26 protein-coding genes are annotated in these 16,503 nt (G+C 67.2%); 15 read left to right on the top strand and 11 right to left on the bottom strand.

The features are described from left to right. Nucleotides 1-7: 7 nt before the first annotated feature. Genes AADI75_RS01330 through AADI75_RS01320 form a run of 3 tightly spaced genes read right to left on the bottom strand, consistent with a single transcriptional unit; the run spans nt 8 to nt 1,259 of the window. A complete protein-coding gene (locus tag AADI75_RS01330) occupies nt 8-433 on the bottom strand; it encodes an HIRAN domain-containing protein (RefSeq protein WP_341207261.1) in 426 nt (141 codons plus the stop codon). Beyond that, nucleotides 430-588, bottom strand: a complete 159-nt coding sequence (locus AADI75_RS01325) for a hypothetical protein (protein WP_341207260.1) — start codon at nt 586-588, stop codon at nt 430-432. The genes AADI75_RS01330 and AADI75_RS01325 overlap by 4 nt, the downstream gene beginning before the upstream one ends. A 14-nt stretch (nt 589-602) precedes the next feature. Then, nucleotides 603-1,259, bottom strand: coding sequence for a S24 family peptidase (locus tag AADI75_RS01320; protein WP_341207259.1), 657 nt, complete (start codon nt 1,257-1,259; stop codon nt 603-605). A gap of 83 nt (nt 1,260-1,342) precedes the next feature. Here AADI75_RS01320 and AADI75_RS01315 point away from each other — a divergent pair, with 83 nt between their 5' ends. The 14 genes from AADI75_RS01315 to AADI75_RS01250 all read left to right on the top strand — a co-directional run bounded on the left by AADI75_RS01315 (nt 1,343) and on the right by AADI75_RS01250 (nt 9,623). Beyond that, nucleotides 1,343-1,588: a YdaS family helix-turn-helix protein gene (locus tag AADI75_RS01315; RefSeq protein WP_341207258.1), complete on the top strand. Its 246-nt coding sequence runs from the start codon at nt 1,343-1,345 to the stop codon at nt 1,586-1,588. Nucleotides 1,589-1,745: 157 nt separating this feature from the next. Then, nucleotides 1,746-2,231 (top strand): hypothetical protein, encoded by a 486-nt coding sequence (locus AADI75_RS01310; protein WP_341207257.1) that lies wholly within the window; start codon nt 1,746-1,748, stop codon nt 2,229-2,231. A gap of 101 nt (nt 2,232-2,332) precedes the next feature. Continuing rightward, on the top strand, nt 2,333-2,749 hold the full coding sequence (locus AADI75_RS01305) for a hypothetical protein (RefSeq protein ID WP_341207256.1): 417 nt from the start codon (nt 2,333-2,335) through the stop codon (nt 2,747-2,749). Continuing rightward, nucleotides 2,746-2,931: a hypothetical protein gene (locus AADI75_RS01300; RefSeq protein WP_341207255.1), complete on the top strand. Its 186-nt coding sequence runs from the start codon at nt 2,746-2,748 to the stop codon at nt 2,929-2,931. The genes AADI75_RS01305 and AADI75_RS01300 overlap by 4 nt, the downstream gene beginning before the upstream one ends. A 65-nt stretch (nt 2,932-2,996) precedes the next feature. Further along, a complete protein-coding gene (locus tag AADI75_RS01295; RefSeq protein ID WP_341207254.1) occupies nt 2,997-3,149 on the top strand; it encodes a hypothetical protein in 153 nt (50 codons plus the stop codon). Beyond that, nucleotides 3,149-3,415 carry a DUF2312 domain-containing protein gene (locus tag AADI75_RS01290; protein WP_341207253.1) on the top strand — a complete coding sequence of 89 codons (267 nt, stop codon included), beginning with the start codon at nt 3,149-3,151 and terminating at the stop codon, nt 3,413-3,415. Before AADI75_RS01295 ends, AADI75_RS01290 begins: the two co-directional genes overlap by 1 nt. Next, nucleotides 3,415-3,834 carry a hypothetical protein gene (locus AADI75_RS01285; protein WP_341207252.1) on the top strand — a complete coding sequence of 140 codons (420 nt, stop codon included), beginning with the start codon at nt 3,415-3,417 and terminating at the stop codon, nt 3,832-3,834. Before AADI75_RS01290 ends, AADI75_RS01285 begins: the two co-directional genes overlap by 1 nt. A gap of 286 nt (nt 3,835-4,120) precedes the next feature. Beyond that, a complete protein-coding gene (locus tag AADI75_RS01280; RefSeq protein WP_341207251.1) occupies nt 4,121-4,573 on the top strand; it encodes a hypothetical protein in 453 nt (150 codons plus the stop codon). Further along, a complete protein-coding gene (locus AADI75_RS01275; RefSeq protein ID WP_341207250.1) occupies nt 4,573-5,547 on the top strand; it encodes a phage Gp37/Gp68 family protein in 975 nt (324 codons plus the stop codon). Before AADI75_RS01280 ends, AADI75_RS01275 begins: the two co-directional genes overlap by 1 nt. After that, nucleotides 5,544-5,723 (top strand): hypothetical protein, encoded by a 180-nt coding sequence (locus tag AADI75_RS01270; RefSeq protein WP_341207249.1) that lies wholly within the window; start codon nt 5,544-5,546, stop codon nt 5,721-5,723. Before AADI75_RS01275 ends, AADI75_RS01270 begins: the two co-directional genes overlap by 4 nt. Nucleotides 5,724-5,862: 139 nt before the next feature. After that, entirely contained in the window at nt 5,863-6,633 is a 771-nt protein-coding gene (locus AADI75_RS01265) for a site-specific DNA-methyltransferase (RefSeq protein WP_341207248.1), read from the top strand. Further along, complete coding sequence (locus tag AADI75_RS01260) at nt 6,630-6,869, top strand: AlpA family phage regulatory protein (RefSeq protein ID WP_341207247.1); 240 nt, start codon at nt 6,630-6,632, stop codon at nt 6,867-6,869. The genes AADI75_RS01265 and AADI75_RS01260 overlap by 4 nt, the downstream gene beginning before the upstream one ends. Before the next feature lie 385 nt (nt 6,870-7,254). Next, nucleotides 7,255-8,544 carry an HD-GYP domain-containing protein gene (locus tag AADI75_RS01255; RefSeq protein ID WP_341207246.1) on the top strand — a complete coding sequence of 430 codons (1,290 nt, stop codon included), beginning with the start codon at nt 7,255-7,257 and terminating at the stop codon, nt 8,542-8,544. Beyond that, the gene (locus AADI75_RS01250) at nt 8,541-9,623 is read left to right on the top strand and encodes a GGDEF domain-containing protein (protein ID WP_341207245.1); all 1,083 of its coding nucleotides are present in this window, start codon (nt 8,541-8,543) and stop codon (nt 9,621-9,623) included. The genes AADI75_RS01255 and AADI75_RS01250 overlap by 4 nt, the downstream gene beginning before the upstream one ends. A 113-nt stretch (nt 9,624-9,736) precedes the next feature. Here the strand turns inward: AADI75_RS01250 and dapF are convergent, their stop codons facing one another. From dapF to rplK, 5 genes are all read right to left on the bottom strand, one after another. Then, nucleotides 9,737-10,681, bottom strand: a complete 945-nt coding sequence (gene dapF, locus AADI75_RS01245; protein ID WP_341207244.1) for a diaminopimelate epimerase — start codon at nt 10,679-10,681, stop codon at nt 9,737-9,739. A 40-nt stretch (nt 10,682-10,721) separates the two neighbouring features. After that, a complete protein-coding gene (locus tag AADI75_RS01240) occupies nt 10,722-11,177 on the bottom strand; it encodes a DUF6456 domain-containing protein (RefSeq protein ID WP_341207243.1) in 456 nt (151 codons plus the stop codon). A 66-nt stretch (nt 11,178-11,243) separates the two neighbouring features. Then, nucleotides 11,244-12,407 carry an alpha-hydroxy-acid oxidizing protein gene (locus AADI75_RS01235; protein ID WP_341207242.1) on the bottom strand — a complete coding sequence of 388 codons (1,164 nt, stop codon included), beginning with the start codon at nt 12,405-12,407 and terminating at the stop codon, nt 11,244-11,246. Between the two features lie 270 nt (nt 12,408-12,677). Beyond that, on the bottom strand, nt 12,678-13,370 hold the full coding sequence (gene rplA, locus AADI75_RS01230; RefSeq protein ID WP_341207241.1) for a 50S ribosomal protein L1: 693 nt from the start codon (nt 13,368-13,370) through the stop codon (nt 12,678-12,680). Between the two features lie 4 nt (nt 13,371-13,374). Next, nucleotides 13,375-13,806, bottom strand: coding sequence for a 50S ribosomal protein L11 (rplK, locus tag AADI75_RS01225; protein ID WP_333916532.1), 432 nt, complete (start codon nt 13,804-13,806; stop codon nt 13,375-13,377). 264 nt (nt 13,807-14,070) lie between these two features. Here rplK and AADI75_RS01220 point away from each other — a divergent pair, with 264 nt between their 5' ends. Beyond that, on the top strand, nt 14,071-15,006 hold the full coding sequence (locus AADI75_RS01220; RefSeq protein ID WP_341207240.1) for a helix-turn-helix domain-containing protein: 936 nt from the start codon (nt 14,071-14,073) through the stop codon (nt 15,004-15,006). A gap of 67 nt (nt 15,007-15,073) precedes the next feature. Here the strand turns inward: AADI75_RS01220 and nusG are convergent, their stop codons facing one another. The 3 genes from nusG to AADI75_RS01205 all read right to left on the bottom strand — a co-directional run bounded on the left by nusG (nt 15,074) and on the right by AADI75_RS01205 (nt 16,346). Continuing rightward, nucleotides 15,074-15,610 (bottom strand): transcription termination/antitermination protein NusG, encoded by a 537-nt coding sequence (gene nusG / locus AADI75_RS01215; protein ID WP_294198754.1) that lies wholly within the window; start codon nt 15,608-15,610, stop codon nt 15,074-15,076. A 17-nt stretch (nt 15,611-15,627) separates the two neighbouring features. Further along, nucleotides 15,628-15,825 carry a preprotein translocase subunit SecE gene (secE, locus tag AADI75_RS01210; RefSeq protein ID WP_184039926.1) on the bottom strand — a complete coding sequence of 66 codons (198 nt, stop codon included), beginning with the start codon at nt 15,823-15,825 and terminating at the stop codon, nt 15,628-15,630. Nucleotides 15,826-16,106: 281 nt separating this feature from the next. Continuing rightward, the gene (locus AADI75_RS01205; RefSeq protein ID WP_341207239.1) at nt 16,107-16,346 is read right to left on the bottom strand and encodes a hypothetical protein; all 240 of its coding nucleotides are present in this window, start codon (nt 16,344-16,346) and stop codon (nt 16,107-16,109) included. Between the last annotated feature and the right edge of the window lie 157 nt (nt 16,347-16,503).

The following is a 16,503-nucleotide window of genomic DNA, read 5'->3' as shown; positions in this document are numbered from 1 at the left end:
CATGTCTTCAGGCCCCCCATTCCGGGCCGTCTGGATCTGGCCAAAAACCTGTCTCGTTTGCCGCGGCGGTGTACTGCTGATCGACTGCGTCCGCGTCTGGTCGGACCACAGGCAGAGTGGGTTTGCCGCCTCCGAATGCGACTCTCAGATAGCCAGCGCCTCCCACGAGCCCTTGGAATATCGCAACGACGATTTCGCCGTTACGGATCTTCGCCCCGATCCAGGGCGCGCGCTCCGCGGTGAGGTATCCGACCTGAAGGCCGCTCGGGCTGTGGACGGCGACGGCGTGCGGATCTGCTCGATTACGAGGTTCGAGCCGCAGCTCCATCTCCACACCCGGCGTCAGAAGCAGCAGCTCCGATCGCCGGTTGGTACGTGCCTTGTCCTCGTTAAGGTGATCGATACCGACGATGGCGAGCGTCAGCTCCTTCACCGCCCGATCTCTCGCTTCTCGATCTCCACCGGCACCGCAAGGTAATGCTCGCGACGCTCATCGTCGTAAGAGGCCAAACCCAAGGCGATCGCGTCGTCGAACGCGAGCTGAGGCAATGGACGCCATTCGCCACGAGGCTGGCCGAAGACGGTCACCCGGTACTCGGCTGTCAAATCTTACGCCCGACGAAGGCAACGCGCGCAACGATGTTCACCTCGTCGATCGGCTCCTCATCGGGTGGTACCGCCGGATTATCGGAAAGGATCACCACCCGATCGCCCTTGATGCGCAGCCGCTTGATGGCGGCCAGGTCGCCCACCGTAAACGCCCAGAGCGCATCCTGCTCCGTCACACGCCGCTGCGATCGATCGAGCAGGATCAGGTCGCCGTCGTTGATGGTGGGGAACATCGAATCGCCCCGGCCGCGCGTCCAGGTGAGCAACGCTGGCGGCGAAGACGTGATCGCGTCGACCCACTGCCTCGGGAAGTGCATCAGCTCGGCACCGATCGGGCCATCTGCGAACGTTGCGCCCAGCCCGTAGGCCAGATCGATTTGCTCAATACCAACCAAGCCGAGCTGCTCGGCGATTTCCTTTGGTGATTGAGAGAGGGCCGCCCCCTCTGACGGGTCGTTGGTCTCGCCCGTCAGGTAATCGGCAGTAGTGCCTAGCTCACGTGCAATCCGGTGCAGATGCGACGAACCACGAGCCCCGCCGGATACCAGCTTGTGGATCGTCTGCTGCGCCACACCGACGCGGCGCGCTAATTCAGCCTGGGAGATCCCACGCTCCGACAACAGCGAGGAGATGCGTTCAGGAACAATCACGGCTCGACCCTACAGCTAAAGTAATAGCGCCCAAGGGACGAATGACTGTTGACTCGCTACAGCGCGCGTTGTAGCTGACAGTTATGACGGTTGATGTAGCCCCTGCCGCCCTTCGCAGCGCAGTCGAACGAGCCGGCGGCCAGTCGGCTACCGCGCGCATTCTGAAGGTTTCTCAGGCCGCCGTGTGGAAGTGGCTTGACGAAGGGAAGGTGCTCCCAGCCGAGCATGTTCTGACTCTTGAGGCGGCGACAAACATCAGTCGGCACGACCTGCGTCCCGACATCTACCCACGCGAGGACACGTCGCTCGACGGTCAGGTGTCGCTCTGATGTCCCACCAACTCTCAACTGCTTCCCCCATCGACCGCTCGCAGACCGGTCGTTCGCCGCTTCCTCCCCGCGGTGTTGTTGCAGTCTGCGTCGTCACCATTGCGAACCTCGGCGCCGGTCGTCAGCAACGATCGGCGCCCCTTTTCGGAGCAGCCGCATGACGAAGGTGCGCGCACCGATCACCGTCGAGAACGCGTTGTTCCGCGTGCTGGGCGAGATCGGGATCGAGATCGCGGCTCAGGTGACCCAGCGCGGGGCGGACTACCTCCGCGCGCTGAGCGATCCCGATCGCCGCGAACGCCTGACGATCGAGGACGCCATCAAGCTCGACCTGCACTACCGCGAGGCGGGCGGGTTGGGCTTCCCAATTTTCGAGACATACGGGCGGCTTATCGAGGCGATGGCCTCTGAGCGGTTCGCAGACGCCGCCGCGATCGGCGCGGTCACCATGCGCCACGCGAAGGAAGCGGGCGAGGCGACAGCCGCACTCGTCGCCGCGGCGCAACCCGGCGCCGATCGCGAAGTGCTCGAAACAGCGCTGCGCGAGCTGGAACAGGCTGACGACGCGACCGCCGAATCGATCGCCACTGTCCGCCAGGCGCTCGCCCGGGCGCGGGATGCGCCCTCCGTACCGGACGGCTGATCCGCCACCGAGCTTCCGACGACTTCAACCTGACCCAACCGCCTCGGTCGCCTGCGCTTCCGGGAGCGGCCTTCTGCTGCCCGGAGCGACCGACCTTGAGAATGTTCAACGCCTCCCACTTCCGACCGGCTCAGACCGCGACCGCCCTTAGCCCGCTCCGCGCCTGGGAATACCTCCGTTTGCGCCGCGAGGCCGCTGGCCTCACGATCGAGCAGCTGGTTTCGCGGCTCACTTCGAGCGAGCGCCGCGCAGAACAGGCCCGGCGCCTGATCATGCGGCTGGAGTCGCCGGGCGCTTCGGCGCGCGACGACGCGGTGATCGCGCGCATCGGCCGCGTCGTGCCGCTCGACGTCACGGTTTACCGGCAGCTCGCCGACGATCCGATCGAGCGTCACCCGTCGGTGTGCCGCCGCTGTGGTTGCAGTGACTTCGATCGCTGCTCCTGCTCCACAAGCGGCCGCGCCTGCAGCTGGGCCTCGTCCCACCTGTGCACGCGCTGTGAGCGGTCCGGGTTGTGACCAAGTCGCGCGGGACCCGCGGCGATCTGAAGATCCCGCTCGCCTTCTGCGGCCTGACGCTCGGCCTCGCCCTGCTGTCCCTTTGCCTCGTCGACAACCCGCGCGTCGCGATCGCCGTCGTCATCCTCACCATCCTCGTCATCCTCGCCGTGCTGCGCGAGCTGATCTTCGGAGACCGCTGATGCCTCTCGTCCTTCGTGCCACCCCCCAGCGCCGCCGGCGCGATGCCCCGCCAGCAATCAACCTCATGCGGCTTCGCCGCCGGCTCGCTCGATTGAGCCCGCTCGACATGGTGTCGGCGCAGGTGATCTGCGGCTTCGTCCTGCCGCTGCCGTTCATCCAGGCCGGCCACTGGCTGCTCGGCTGGCCGAGCGTCGCCGTCATGTTCGGAGGTCTGTGATGGCCGAGGAACGTGGCGAGGGCATGGGCGGCGGGTCGGTCGCGGCCGACGAGCTGCGCCTGCTGATCGAGCGCGCCGAGCGGCTCGAGGAAGAGAAGAAGGGCATCGCCGACGACATCAAGGACGTCATGGCCGAGGCAAAAAGCCGCGGATACGACGCGAAGGCGATCCGCAAGATCCTCCAGATTCGCAAGAAGAAGCGGGAGGAGTTCCAGGAAGAGCAGTCGATCCTCGAGGTCTACATGCAAGCGCTGGGGATGCTGTGATGACGGCAGGCTCAGAAGCGCACGTCACCGCGCCCGCCGCGGATGCATGGCAATGGTGGTCCGGTGCCAACGATGAGTGGTACACCAACGGCCCGTTTGCGACCCGGGAGGAGGCGGTCGCCGCGCTCGATGGTGACGGCGGGTACGTCATTGAAGCCAAGCATCCCGACCCGGTCAGCTTTTCCGCCTCTGCCCTGATCGAAGCGCAATACCTCGAAGACAACGATTATTTCGACTTCGACCACAGCGAACCCGATCGGAAAGGGCCCGCAGACAAGATTGCAGCGGCCGACGCCGAGCTACAGACGATGTTGGACGACTGGTGTTCGCGGCACGCCGACACCTTCGTGCGCGGCAACCTGTTCGGTGAGCAGCGAAACGGCGACCGGATCGAAGCCAATAGGGCGGAGGCGCTCTGATGCCCTGCCAGCACGTCTCGCTGCCGGGCGGAGGCTCGGCGATCGTCTGCACCTCGCGCCGGCGTCAGCGCTGCGCGTGCGGGCAGCCGGCAACCCTGCTCTGCGACTGGAAAGTGCCGACCAGGCGCAGCGGGACATGTGACGCGCCGGTCTGCACGCGCTGCGCGACGTCGCCGGCGCCCGACAAGGATCTCTGCGCGAAGCACGCGACGGCTTTCGAGAGCTGGCGCGCGGAACGCGACGCCGCGCGTGCCTCGGCCGCGCCTGTTGAGGGAGTGCTGCTCTGATGCCCTATGCAAAAGAGACCGACGTCCCGTTCGAGCGCTCGGTCGCCGAGATCGTCGGGCTGCTTAAGAAGGCGGGTGCCGATCAGATCGCGCAGGTGGGCCAGCGCGAGCGGTTCACCATCCAGTTCACGATGGCCGATCGGATGCTTCGCTTCCGCGTCGACTATCTCAGCGCCGAGCAGATCGACAAGCTGACCGGCCCTCGGCAGGATCCCGCCAAGGTCAAGGCGCAGTGGCATCGCCAACGCGGCCGCGCGCTGCTGCTGGTCATCAAGGCCAAGCTCGAGGCAGTCGACAGCGGCGTCGAAACCTTCGAGCAGGCGTTCCTCGCCAACGTCGTGCTGTCGAATGGTGAAACCGTTCACGAGCGCATCGCCGCGCCGATCGCCGCCGAATATGAGACGGGCGCCGTCCAACCGACCGGGGCTCTGTTCCTGCAGGGGCCGCGCTGATGGTCCAGCAAACCGCGATCGAGTGGGCCGACCACACCTTCAACCCTTGGGAGGGTTGCCAGAAGGTCAGCCCCGGCTGCGACCACTGCTACGCCGAGGCGCGCAACGCGCGCTTCGCCGGCGGCGTGTCCGTCAACTTCGGCCCGGGCGCCCCGCGCCGACGCACGTCGGTCGCCAACTGGCAGACCCCGCTCCGCTGGCAGGCTGACGCCGCCGCGTTCGCCGACCTGACCGGTCGGCGGCAGCGCGTGTTCTGCGCCAGCCTGGCCGACGTCTTCGACAATGCGGTGGATGCGCAATGGCGCGCGGATCTCGCGATCCTGATCCTGAAGACGCCCGATCTCGACTGGCTGCTGCTCACCAAGCGGATCGGCAACGCCGCGGCGATGCTGAAGGCGATGTTCGGCGACCAGGTGCCGCCGAACGTCTGGCTGGGCGCGACGATCGTCAACCAGGTCGAGGCCGATCGGGACATCCCCAAGCTGCTCGCCACACCGGCCGCGCGGCGGTTCCTGTCGATGGAGCCGTTGCTAGGGCCGGTGGATTTGAAGACGATCAGGAACGCGGCAGAGCCGGGTGGTCCCCTGAACGGCTTGACCGGATATCAGGCGCTCACGTCAGCCGGCGGGCGCGGTGTCGGCTACTATTTTGCCGAAGACCATGAGCCTGTCGCAAGGGTCGACTGGGTTATCGTCGGCGGCGAAAGCGGCCGCGACGCCCGCCCGATGCACTTCACTTGGGTGCGCAGCCTGCGCGATCAGTGTGCCGGTGCCGGCGTGCCGTTCCTGTTCAAGCAATGGGGTGAGTGGGCGCCGGTTGGTGCGAGCAGTGATGAGGAGGCCCTGTCGCTGGCCCTTCGAGAGCGGCGTGGATCCAAGTCGTTCCTCTTTGAAGGCGATCGCTACGGCTTCGTCGGCAAGAAGCGCGCCGGCCGGCTCCTTGATGGCGTTACGCACGACGGGGTGCCGGCATGAAGGCCAACCCGGGACACCTGCCTGAAGAGGCGATCGGCAAGCGGGTCAACGTGCGCCTGCGCAGCGAACGCGCTGGTGATCCGACGCACAATTGGCCGGCCGACGGCCGCTTCGGCTGCCGCTGGTCGCTCACCGGCCACCCGGCCGACATCACCAATTACGAGGTAGCGTCGTGATCTCGAGGATGAGCGATCGCGATCTTGGCCAAGCCTACCTGCTGGCTTCGATGGCCTGCGAAGCGGAAGTCATAGATCTCGAGATGCATCGGCGCGGCACCGTAACTGCAGTGCAGCTGATCCTGCTGAAATCGAAAGTATGGCCCTCGGCGCGCGGCATGTGCGGTTGCCGCGGCCGCTGCGATCGGCCTCTGCGATGACGCGGCCGGTCCAGATCGGGACGGCGACGCTCTATCATGGCAACGCCTACGAGCTGCGTGCGCGCGCCGGCTTCCACGACGCCGACGTCCTCGACCCGCCGTACCTGTTCCGCGCCGAAGGCGGCGGCAGCTACCGGGCTCGCCGGCCGAACATGGATCGGCTGCTGGCGGAAAACCTGCATCGCGGCTTCGACATGGGGATCGTCAACCCGCTGCTCTGCGGCGCGGCGATCGTCTTCGTGCACAACGACCAGCTGGCCGAGCTGCTCGGCCGGGTGAGCGGGCAATTCCACCGGCACGCCGTGTGCGTCTGGCAGAAGACGAACCCCCAGCCGGTTGCGAACAAGCATTATCGCCCCGACGCCGAGTTCTACGTCCACGCCTGGAACCGCGAGTATCATCCAGCCGGCCGGATGGCGGATCTGCTGCGGGTCAGCAGGATCTCGTCGCCGCGCGGCGCGGCACGCTTTGATCACCCAACGACAAAGCCTGACGCGCTCATGTCGAAGATCGTGACGAACGCCGCCGGCGACAGCGTCTGCGATCCCTTCATGGGAACCGGCTCCACCGGCGTCGCCGCGATCCGCGCGGGCAAGCGCTTCACCGGGATCGAGAAGGATCCCGCGTACTTCGCGACCGCCGTCAAGCGGATCACCGCAGCGGTCGCTGAGCATCAGCAGAATGAGCGCGAGGAGGCGCTCGCATCATGACCCGTCAGACACCTCGCACGCTTGCACAGGCGAAGCGTGACGGCTGCCCGGCTGATCACGGCCGCTTCCTCCGGATCAAGGACGTGATCGCCACGATCGGGCTCAGCCGCACGTCGATCTACCGGATGGTCGAGGCAGGGGAGTTTCCGAAGCAGATCCGACTCACCGCGCGCTCGGTCGGCTGGTGGGAAGCCGATGTGTCGAAGTGGCTGGATGAGCGCCTTCAAGCTGCCTGAGCGAAACAATCCTGGGGGCACCGTAGGGGGCACCGGGAACATAACAACAACAGAAAACAACGTATTTCAGAGGGTTTCATGAGCATTCACCGGCAGCAGCCCCTTCCACCATCCCCGGGCCGCCGGCTTCGTCGCCGCACCGTCCGCTGCCGCAGGTCGCCTGACCTCCACGTCGCATCCCCGCCGGCACCACGCGCTTCGGCGAGGGTGAACCTTGGTCTTCGTTCGAACGAAATGTGGCGTACCTGGGCGGGTATCCGGCAGGGCGACCGACTGCCCGCCACGACCGGGAGCGCCGCGACATTGATCTGAATTCTTGATCTTCCACACCGGTCCTTAATCACATTGGCTGCAAAGACATGCCGGCAGGGGGGCGTGGATAGCGGTGCTCGTAACGATCAAGACGGAGGATGCGCGGCTCGGCATGTTCGTGCACGCCGTGGCAGGCGGATGGATCGCCAGCCCGTTCTGGCGGCGTCAGTTCGTCCTGACGAAGCCTGCCGAACTCGAAAAGCTGCGCGACGCGGGAATCGCCGAGATCGAGATCGATCTGTCGAAGGGGATCGGTCCGGTCGCGGCGTCGGCCTCGCCGGTGCCGGTCGACCTCGATGTTGTCGCCGGAGACATCGCGCTGCCCGACCCGGAATCCCCGCAGCAGCTGCGCCGTCGCCGCCGTGGAGCGGCATCCGCCGAACGGCGTGCGCAAGCGGTCGTCGACGCCTCGAAGGTCGTGGTGCAGGCGATGCTCGACGAGGTAAGGCTGGGCAAGGCGATGAACGTCACCGCTTTGGTCCCGGTCGCCGAACAGATCGTCGAATCGGTCACCCGCGACGCCGTCGCGATGCTCAACGTCACGCGGCTGAAGACCAAGGACGAATATACCTACGTTCATTCGATCGCCGTCGCGGCGCTGCTGATCCATTTCGCGCGGACCCTCAAGCTGCCGGAGGAGGAGGTCAGCGTCCTCGGGCTCGCCGGGTTGCTCCACGATATCGGCAAGATGGCGGTGCCCAAGGCGCTGCTCGACAAGCCCGGCAAGCTTGAGCCGCCGGAAATGGCGGTGCTGCGGCATCATCCGGAAAAAGGCCATGCGCTGCTGAGCGCCGGGCCGCCGGTGCCCGAGGTGGTGCTCGACGTTTGCCTCCACCATCACGAACGCTACGACGGGCGCGGCTATCCCAAGGGGCTGACCGGCGAGCAACTGTCGCTGGCGGCGCGAATGAGTTCGATCTGCGACGTCTATGACGCGATCACGTCGCAGCGGCCCTACAAGCGCCCGTGGTCGCCCAGCGAGGCGCTGTCGCGGATGCGGTCGTGGACCGGCCATTTCGATATCGATCTGCTCGACCGCTTCATCGAAAGCATCGGCATCCACCCGGTCGGCGGACTGGTGCGGTTGCAATCGAGCCGGCTGGCGTTGGTGATCGAGGGCAACGACCGCGAACCCACCCAGCCGCGCGTGCGCGTCTTCTACGATATTCCGGCGCAGCGCTTCATCGCGCCGATCGACCTGATCGCGACCATCGAGGCCGATCCGATCCACCGTGCCGAATGCGGGCAACGCTGGTTCGGCGAGCGCTGGGGCACGATCGAGGCCGACATCCTCGATGGGCGGTGGTCGTCGCTCGAATCCGCCGTCCCGTCATCCTCCACAGCGAAGGGAGTCCTGTCGTGAGCGCGTCGTCCTCGATCCCCGTGGCGGCGCGGCGCCGTCGTCGCGTGCTGGGCTGGTTCGGCGCCGAGGACGAGGCGCCGCCGGCGCGCGCATCGGCGAGCATCGCGCAACAGCGCACCACCGTGCTGCGCCGGCTGTTCGACGACATCGGCACGCTGATCTTCTCGCACGCGCTCACCCCGTCGCCGTGCGCCTATGGCGTGCTGCACGCCTATGTCTCGGGCGAGGATCCGGGAACAGGCGAGGCGGTCGCCGAACAATTGCGCAGCGGGCAGGGGTTGAGCGACGCCAGCATCGCGCGGATCGCGGCGCGCAACGACGAGGCGCAGGCCGGCGCGCTCAGCCGGATCGCCGACGCGCTGGAGGCGCGGATCGGCGACTGTCTGGCCGCAGTCGGCGAGTCGCGCGGTAGTGCGGAGACGTTCGGCAACGCGCTCCATGTCGAGGCGGGACGGTTGAGCAGCGATCCGCAGGCGACGATCAAGCGGATCATCGGCTTGACCGAGGCGGCGGTCAACGCGGCGCGGCTGGTCGAGGGGCAGTTGCATCACGCCCGCGAAGAGGCGGACGCGTTGCGCGCGGAGCTGAATCGTGCGCGTCGGGCGGCCGAGCACGATCACCTGACCGGGCTGCCGAACCGCCGCAGCTTCGAACAGCGGCTGCGCGAAACCGGCGAGGACGCCGCGTCGGTCGTCGCGCTGATCGACATCGACGATTTCAAACAGGTCAACGATCGCTTCGGCCATCCGGCCGGCGACCGGGTGCTCAAATTCGTGGCCGCCTTCGTGCGCGCCGGCCTGCCCCGCGATGTGCTGGTGGCGCGCTATGGCGGCGAGGAATTCGCGCTGCTCTTCAAGGGGATGTCGATCGATCAGGCGGTCGCGGCGCTCGACGAGGTACGCGAGCGGCTGTCGCAGCGCTCGCTGGTGCATCAGGACAGCGGCGCGCCGATCGGCCAGATCACCTTCTCCGCCGGCGTCGCCACCGCCGCGCGCGAGGACGCGCTGACCGCCGCCGATCTCGCGCTCTATGCGGCGAAAAATCGCGGCAAGAACCAGGTGGCGCGCGCCGACCCGTGACCCGTCGTCGCGGGCGTGGGGAAGTCAGAGCGTAATGACGTCATCGTGACCCGTCATTGCGAGGGTAGCGAAGCCATGACGATCGGTGGGTTGGAACCGCGATCTGCTTTCGATCACCGCGCCGCATCGGCCACCCGCGCCCAGGCGGCGATCTCGTCGTCGTAATGGCGCAGCACGCGCAGGTCGCCCGCGCGGGCCTGCGCCAGATCGACCTCGACCACGCCTTCCCACTCCCATGTCGCATTGCCGTGCAGCGTCACCATCGCCGCCGCGGTGGCGCGCGCACGCACCAGCCCGCCGCGGTTGAGCACCGTGACGTAATGGTCGTAGGCGATCCGCCCGGTCAGGCAGGCGGCGTAGGTGGACGCGGCCATCGCGCTGCCGCAGCTGTCGGTCAGCCCGACCCCGCGCTCGAAGGTGCGCACGAACAGTGTGTCGGGGTCGCGCACCGCGACGAACGAGACGTTGGCGCGATGCGGCAGCCATTTGGGCGCCGCTTCGCAGATGTCGCCGATCGCGACCAGCTCGGCTTCGTCGATCGTCTCGACGAACGTCACCAGATGGGGGTTGGGCATCGCCACCGCGGTGAAGCGCCGGTGGCCCGGCAAAGTCGCGAGCGGCGCGTCGATCAGCCGCTCGCCCGCGCCGGTCAGCGGCCAGCGGGCGAGATCGAGCGTTGCCGGCCCGGCGGTCTCCTCGACGGTATAGACCGATTCGGCGAGAGGCGCGGCGTGCGCGACCGTCGCATGGCTGGTCTTCAGCCGCGCGGTGGCGCGGCCGATCCCCAGCGCCTCGAACCCGGCGCGCGCGACGCAGCGCAGGCCGTTGAGGCAGGTTTCCGCCTCCGATCCGTCGCTGTTGAACATCCGCATCCCGAACGGCGCGTGCGCGTCGCCGGCGGTCAGCACCAGCAGCCCGTCGCCCCCCACCGGCCCGGAACGGTCGGCCAGTGCGCGCGCGAGCCGCGCCCAGTCCGGCTCGGCCAGCGTCAGCGTGCGCCCGTCGACCAGCGGGAAGTCGTTGCCCGAGCCGTGGCATTTGATGAAGCGTATTTCCATCCGCCCTATCTGCTGACGCGCGCGCCCGGCGGCAAGTAGGTCAGGGCAGGCGATAGTGGTCGGCGAGCCGATCGAGCGCGAGCGTCAGCACCAATCGCCCGCTGCGCGTCGGCCAGCCGAGCGCGCGTTCGCTCTCGGGCAGCGAGTCGCCCGCGCAGACCACGCGCCACAGCACGTCGGACAGGCCGGGGCCGACCACGCCGATCGCCGCGTCGAAGCGGCGCTTGGCAGCGAGTTGCGCCGCTGCCGGCTCCAGCCGCTCGCCGGTGCCGCCGTCGACGCGCGGCGTCCAGCGCATCGTCACCGCCGCCCCCAGCGCGGCGCGCTCGTGATCGGCCTGCAACCGCTCGCCCGCCTCGTTCTGGCGCGCGTTCACCAGTTTCCGCGCGGCGAGCCATGCCAGCGGCGATTCGCGGCGGTTGACGGTCACGCGCCGCCCGCCGCCGGTGCCGCGGCGGCCGTGCGCGTCGATCGTCTGCTCCACCAATTCCTGCATCATGTGTTCCTTACCTGCGTTACCCGGTCGGGGTCGCAGATGTTGGAGGATGTAGGACAGCGGCATTCACATGCGGATCGCCCCCGCGGCCCGCACGGCGGCGAGTGTCGGCCAGCCGTTCACCGCCATCAACAGATCGGCTTCCGCCAGCACACATTTCAGCACATGCGCGCACCCCGCCGCGCCGCCCAGCGCCAATCCGTAGCAATAGGGGCGCCCAAGGCCGACGACATCGGCCCCCAACGCGACCGCCTTCACCAAATCGGTGCCCGAACGCACCCCGCTGTCGAACAAGACCGGCACCCGCCCGTCCACTGCCGCGGCAATCGCAGGCAACAGGTCGATCGCAGCGATCCCGCCGTTCGCCTGTCGGCCCCCGTGATTGGAAACATAGACGCCGTCGACGCCCAGATCGATCGCGCGGCGTGCGTCGTCGGGGTGGCAAATGCCCTTGAGGACGATCGGCAAGCGGGTCAGCGAGCGCAGCCACGCCATGTCGTCCCACGTCAGCACCCGCCCGAACGTCGCCGCCCAGGTCGCGATCGCGGCCTGCGGATCGTCCTCCGGCGGGCGCGGGAGCAGCGCGCGGAAGGCCGGGTCGCTGAAGTAATTGGCGAGCACATGCCCGCGCAATTGCGGGAAATTCCCGGTGTTGAGGTCGCGCGGCCGCCACCCGGTCACCCAGGTGTCGAGCGTCACGACCAGCGCCGCGTAGCCCGCCGTCTCGGCACGCGCGACGATGCTGGCCGCGACATCGGTGTTGCGCGACGTATAGAGCTGGAACAGCGCCGGCGTGTCGCCGCATGCCGCGCGGACGTCTTCGAGCGGATCGTTGGCAAGCGTCGAGGCGCAGAACGGCACTCCCGTTTCCGCGGACGCCCGCGCCGCGGCGAGATCGCCATGCCCGTCGTCGGTGCAGATGCCGTTGACGCCGATCGGGGCCATGAACAGCGGCGAGGGGAGCGCACGACCGAACAAGCGCGTCGACAGGTCGCGCGTCGTGGTGTCGACCATCATCCGCGGTACCATGCCCCAATGCGAAAAGGCGGTGGCGTTGACGGCCTGCGTATATTCGTCGCCGCACCCGCCCTGCACGTAATCGCGCACCGACGGCGGCCAATGCGCCTCCGCGCGCGCGCGCAGCCCGGTATGATCGACGGGCCATTCGGGCACGATCCCCGACAGGCCCGCGAAATAGATCGCGTTCTGATAGTCGCCGTAGTGCGGCATGATCCTCTCCGTAGGGCAGAGGAGAGTGCCGGGCGGCGGCAGGGTTGTCGATGGGGTTGCGGCGGGTGGAGGGTTGGGAAGAGGGGAATTTCTTCTCTGTCCCGACACACGATCATCGCGGGTGAGGCGACGTCTCGCGGGTCTGTGGCCTTCGTCGATCCGGTCGCCCCATGCTCCGACCAGCCTGTGTCCAAAACAGACACGAAAAAGCCGGCGCACTCTCGCGAGTACGCCGGCTTTTTCCTGACGACCTCGGCCGTCGCGGGCGGCTTACGCCCCCGCGACCTCCGCGGTGTCGACCTTGATGCCCGGGCCCATCGTCGAGCTGACGGCGACCTTGCGGACATACTTGCCCTTCGCGCCCGACGGCTTGGCCTTCACCACCGCATCGACCAGCGCATCGAAGTTGCGACGCAGGTCTTCCTGCGCGAACGACGCCTTGCCGATGCCCGAGTGAATGATGCCCGCCTTCTCGACGCGATACTCGACCTGACCGCCCTTGGCCGCCTTGACGGCTTCCGCGACGTTCATGGTCACCGTGCCCAGCTTCGGGTTCGGCATCAGGCCCTTCGGGCCCAGCACCTTGCCGAGACGGCCGACGACGCCCATCATGTCCGGGGTCGCGATGCAGCGATCGAAGTCGATGGTGCCGCCCTGGATGGTCTCCATCAGGTCCTCGGCACCGACGACATCCGCACCGGCGGCGCGCGCCTCGTCGGCCTTCGCGCCGCGCGCGAACACGCCGACGCGCACCGTCTTGCCGGTACCGGCCGGCAGCGTGACGACGCCACGGACCATCTGGTCGGCGTGACGCGGATCGACGCCCAGGTTCAGCGCGACTTCGATCGTCTCGTCGAACTTCGAGGTCGCCCCCGACTTCGCCAGCGCGATCGCCTCGTCGACACCGTGCAGCTTCTCACGATCGATCGTGACGGCCTTCTGCTTCTTGGTCAGCTTCGCCATGATCTCAGCCCTCCACCACTTCGAGGCCCATCGCGCGGGCCGAGCCTTCGATGATCTTGGTCGCTGCCTCGATGTCGTTGGCGTTCAGATCCTTCATCTTCGCCTGCGCGACCTCGACCAGCTGCGACCGCTTGATCTTGCCCGCCGACACCTTGCCCGGCTCCTTCGAGCCCGACTTCAGGTTCGCCGCCTTCTTGATGAGGAAGGTCGCCGGCGGCGTCTTCGTCACGAACGAGAAGGAACGGTCGGCATAGACGGTGATGACGGTGGGGAGGGGCGAACCCTTTTCCATCTCCGCCGTCTGTGCGTTGAATGCCTTGCAGAATTCCATGATGTTCACGCCGCGCTGACCCAGCGCCGGACCGATCGGCGGCGACGGGTTGGCGGAACCGGCCGGGACCTGCAGCTTGATATAGCCTGTGATCTTCTTTGCCATGCGTCTCACTCTGTTACGGGGCGCGTCGCTTCCGCTGCGCCCGGTTCAAGTCTAGCGGTTCGTCCGGGCACCGCCGTGGCGACACCCTCCCGCACGTTCCAGGTCTTTGATGACAGGGAAGCGTGCGTCGTTAGCGGATCGGGGCACGAAGCGCAACCACCCTGTCACTTCCATGACACGCCGCCGCATCGATTTGACCTAACATTCATTAATCTAGGGCAGCTGCCGTTGCTCGACGGCTATTGGTTGTCGTAGCGACGAACCATGAACGGGGCGATTCCGCGGACTGGTGCATCTCTCGGCGGCGCGCCGCTGTCGCTGAGTCGCACCCCGGCCGCGGCGCTGGCCGATCATATCGCGCGCTTCTTCGTGACGATCATCGAACGGCCCGACGATGCGCTGCTCGACGACTTCCTGCTGCACGAGAACGCCTATGTCCGCGTCCCGCTGATCGGGTCGTGGGAGACGCTGATCGACGATCACTGGGTCGGCTATGAAGGCCCGATGCTGTTCGGTGCGCAGGAGCGGCGATTCTCGGTGCGTTGCCGCGGCCCCATCGTCGCCGCGGGGTTCATGATCCGGCCGGGCGCCTGGTTTTCGTTCTGCGACGATCCGGCCGACCGGATGGCCGACCGGCTCGTCCCGATCGGCGGCGACTGGGGCGCGTCGCTGCGCTGGGCGACCGAGGACGTCTATGATCACGAACAGACGTTCGCGCGGATGGAGCAGGTGGTGCTCGAACGCGTGATCGTGCGCGCGACCCCGACCGATCCGGTCAGCGCCGCGTTCGAGCGGATCGCGCGTATCGATCCGGTCCGCCCGGTCGCCGATATCGCCGCGGAGTTCGGCATGTCGGGCCGGCGGCTCGACCGGACGGTGCGCGCGCATTTCGGGCATTTGCCCAAGACGGTGCTGCGCCGCAGCCGTTTTCTGGACATGGCCGCGGTGATGCGCGGGCTGGCGGTGCCGACCGCGGACGAGCTGGCGGAGCTGCGCTTCTACGATGCGTCGCATCTCAATCGCGAGTTCCGGCAATTCGTCGGCATGACGCCGGCGCAGTTCCGTCGCTCGCAGACGATGCTGTTCACGCCCGGGCTCGAGGTGCGCCAGCAACGCAAACGCGTCGATCTTGCGCCGCATGTGGTGGACGCGCCGTGGCGCGACGAGGCGGGGGCTGCCGGCGCGCGCGCGGGAGCGTAGCGGCGTCCTTGCTCTGCCATGAGCGCCATGACAAGGCCCCGGATCACGTCCGGGGCGAGCTTAAGGATTACTTGCTGCGCTCGACCTGTTCGAAGTCGAGTTCGACCGGCGTCGCGCGGCCGAAGATGCTGACCGACACCTTGACCTTCGACTTGTCGAAGTCGAGTTCCTCGACGGTGCCGTTGAAGCTGGCGAACGGGCCTTCCAGCACCTTCACCGCATCGCCGATCTCGTAATCGACCTTGACCTTGGTCTTCGGTGCGGCGGCCGCCTCTTCCTTCGAGTTGAGCATCCGCGCCGCCTCGGCATCCGAGATCGGCTGCGGCTTGCCCGACGAACCCAGGAATCCGGTGACCTTGGGCGTGTTCTTGACGAGGTGATAGACGTCGTCGTTCATCGCCAGCTTGGCGAGCACGTAGCCCGGCATGAACTTGCGCTCGACCGCGATCTTCTTGCCGCGGCGCGCCTCGGTGACCGTTTCGGTCGGCACCTCGATCTGCTCGACCAGCTGCTCGAGGCCCATGCGCGTGGCCTCCGCCATGATCGAATCGCGGACCTTGCCCTCGAAGCCCGAGTAGGCGTGGATGATGTACCAGCGCGCCATCGTCTGTAATTCCGTCCTTACTGCGCCAGGCTCAGCAACGCCTTCACGACGGCGTTGAAGATCGAATCGACCGAGAGGAAGAACAGCGCGAGCACCGTCGTCATGATGACGACCATCACGCCGGTCATCACCGTCTCGCGCCCGGTCGGCCACACGACCTTCGCGGTCTCGGTCCGCACCTGACGGATGAATTCGATCGGGGTCGTCTTCGCCACGAAACTGCGCCCTCGTTGAGCCCGGCCCGGTTGAGCCTGTAAATGAAGTCCCGGCATAGGATCGCTACCGCTGCCCGGTCCGAGACCGGGAAGCGGTTGGCAAGCCGTCCGCGCTGTCGGATGTGGCATGGGACATAGGATCGTGCGCGGCAAAAGGCAAGCGGGGCAGGGGCGTGGCCCAACCGCTGGCGACGCGCACGAAAAAGGGCCGGGCGCGCCATGCGCCCGACCCCTTCGCAAGATCACCGCACGCCGCCGCCATGGGCGGCGTGCGCGTCCGATCAGTTGCTGTCGGAATCGTCGTCGTTGTCGTTGACGATCGCGATCACGCCAATCGCGGCAATGCCGGCGGCAATGATGACGCCGAACAGGCCGGCACCGGCCAGCTCGCTCTTCTTGGCCGACGGCGTCGCGGCGCGCGACTGCGCGACCGACAGGCTGGCGGCCGGGTTGCTGGTCGCGGCAAGCGCCGGGGTAGCGATGAGGCTGAGCGCGGCGGCGCCGGCGAGGATCGAACGCATGTGATGAACTCCCTTTAGGTGACTAAAACCCAAATCGCGCTATGGCGCTATGCAGCATAACACGCAAGCTGCGTATTGGGTCCGTTCCTTACAAATGAATACTGGCAGGAGTGGAGGGACTCGAACCCACGGCCCTCGGTTTTGGAGACCGATGCTC

The sequence above is a fragment of the uncultured Sphingomonas sp. genome (assembly GCF_964021865.1).
GTDB lineage: Bacteria > Pseudomonadota > Alphaproteobacteria > Sphingomonadales > Sphingomonadaceae > Sphingomonas.
Note: the sequence above shows the minus strand (reverse complement) of the source record. Positions and strands in the feature narration are given on the sequence as shown.

Bases quoted from the DNA above. Each gene is read 5' to 3' on its own strand.
- AADI75_RS01315 (WP_341207258.1), top strand. From the start codon at position 1,343: ATGACGGTTGATGTAGCCCCTGCCGCCCTTCGCAGCGCAGTCGAACGA.
- AADI75_RS01310 (WP_341207257.1), top strand. From the start codon at position 1,746: ATGACGAAGGTGCGCGCACCGATCACCGTCGAGAACGCGTTGTTCCGC.
- AADI75_RS01305 (WP_341207256.1), top strand. From the start codon at position 2,333: ATGTTCAACGCCTCCCACTTCCGACCGGCTCAGACCGCGACCGCCCTT.
- AADI75_RS01295 (WP_341207254.1), top strand. From the start codon at position 2,997: ATGCGGCTTCGCCGCCGGCTCGCTCGATTGAGCCCGCTCGACATGGTG.
- AADI75_RS01290 (WP_341207253.1), top strand. From the start codon at position 3,149: ATGGCCGAGGAACGTGGCGAGGGCATGGGCGGCGGGTCGGTCGCGGCC.
- AADI75_RS01285 (WP_341207252.1), top strand. From the start codon at position 3,415: ATGACGGCAGGCTCAGAAGCGCACGTCACCGCGCCCGCCGCGGATGCA.
- AADI75_RS01280 (WP_341207251.1), top strand. From the start codon at position 4,121: ATGCCCTATGCAAAAGAGACCGACGTCCCGTTCGAGCGCTCGGTCGCC.
- AADI75_RS01275 (WP_341207250.1), top strand. From the start codon at position 4,573: ATGGTCCAGCAAACCGCGATCGAGTGGGCCGACCACACCTTCAACCCT.
- AADI75_RS01270 (WP_341207249.1), top strand. From the start codon at position 5,544: ATGAAGGCCAACCCGGGACACCTGCCTGAAGAGGCGATCGGCAAGCGG.
- AADI75_RS01265 (WP_341207248.1), top strand. From the start codon at position 5,863: ATGGCCCTCGGCGCGCGGCATGTGCGGTTGCCGCGGCCGCTGCGATCG.
- AADI75_RS01260 (WP_341207247.1), top strand. From the start codon at position 6,630: ATGACCCGTCAGACACCTCGCACGCTTGCACAGGCGAAGCGTGACGGC.
- dapF (WP_341207244.1), bottom strand. From the start codon at position 10,681: ATGGAAATACGCTTCATCAAATGCCACGGCTCGGGCAACGACTTCCCG.
- AADI75_RS01240 (WP_341207243.1), bottom strand. From the start codon at position 11,177: ATGCAGGAATTGGTGGAGCAGACGATCGACGCGCACGGCCGCCGCGGC.
- AADI75_RS01235 (WP_341207242.1), bottom strand. From the start codon at position 12,407: ATGCCGCACTACGGCGACTATCAGAACGCGATCTATTTCGCGGGCCTG.
- rplA (WP_341207241.1), bottom strand. From the start codon at position 13,370: ATGGCGAAGCTGACCAAGAAGCAGAAGGCCGTCACGATCGATCGTGAG.
- rplK (WP_333916532.1), bottom strand. From the start codon at position 13,806: ATGGCAAAGAAGATCACAGGCTATATCAAGCTGCAGGTCCCGGCCGGT.
- AADI75_RS01220 (WP_341207240.1), top strand. From the start codon at position 14,071: ATGAACGGGGCGATTCCGCGGACTGGTGCATCTCTCGGCGGCGCGCCG.
- nusG (WP_294198754.1), bottom strand. From the start codon at position 15,610: ATGGCGCGCTGGTACATCATCCACGCCTACTCGGGCTTCGAGGGCAAG.
- AADI75_RS01205 (WP_341207239.1), bottom strand. From the start codon at position 16,346: ATGCGTTCGATCCTCGCCGGCGCCGCCGCGCTCAGCCTCATCGCTACC.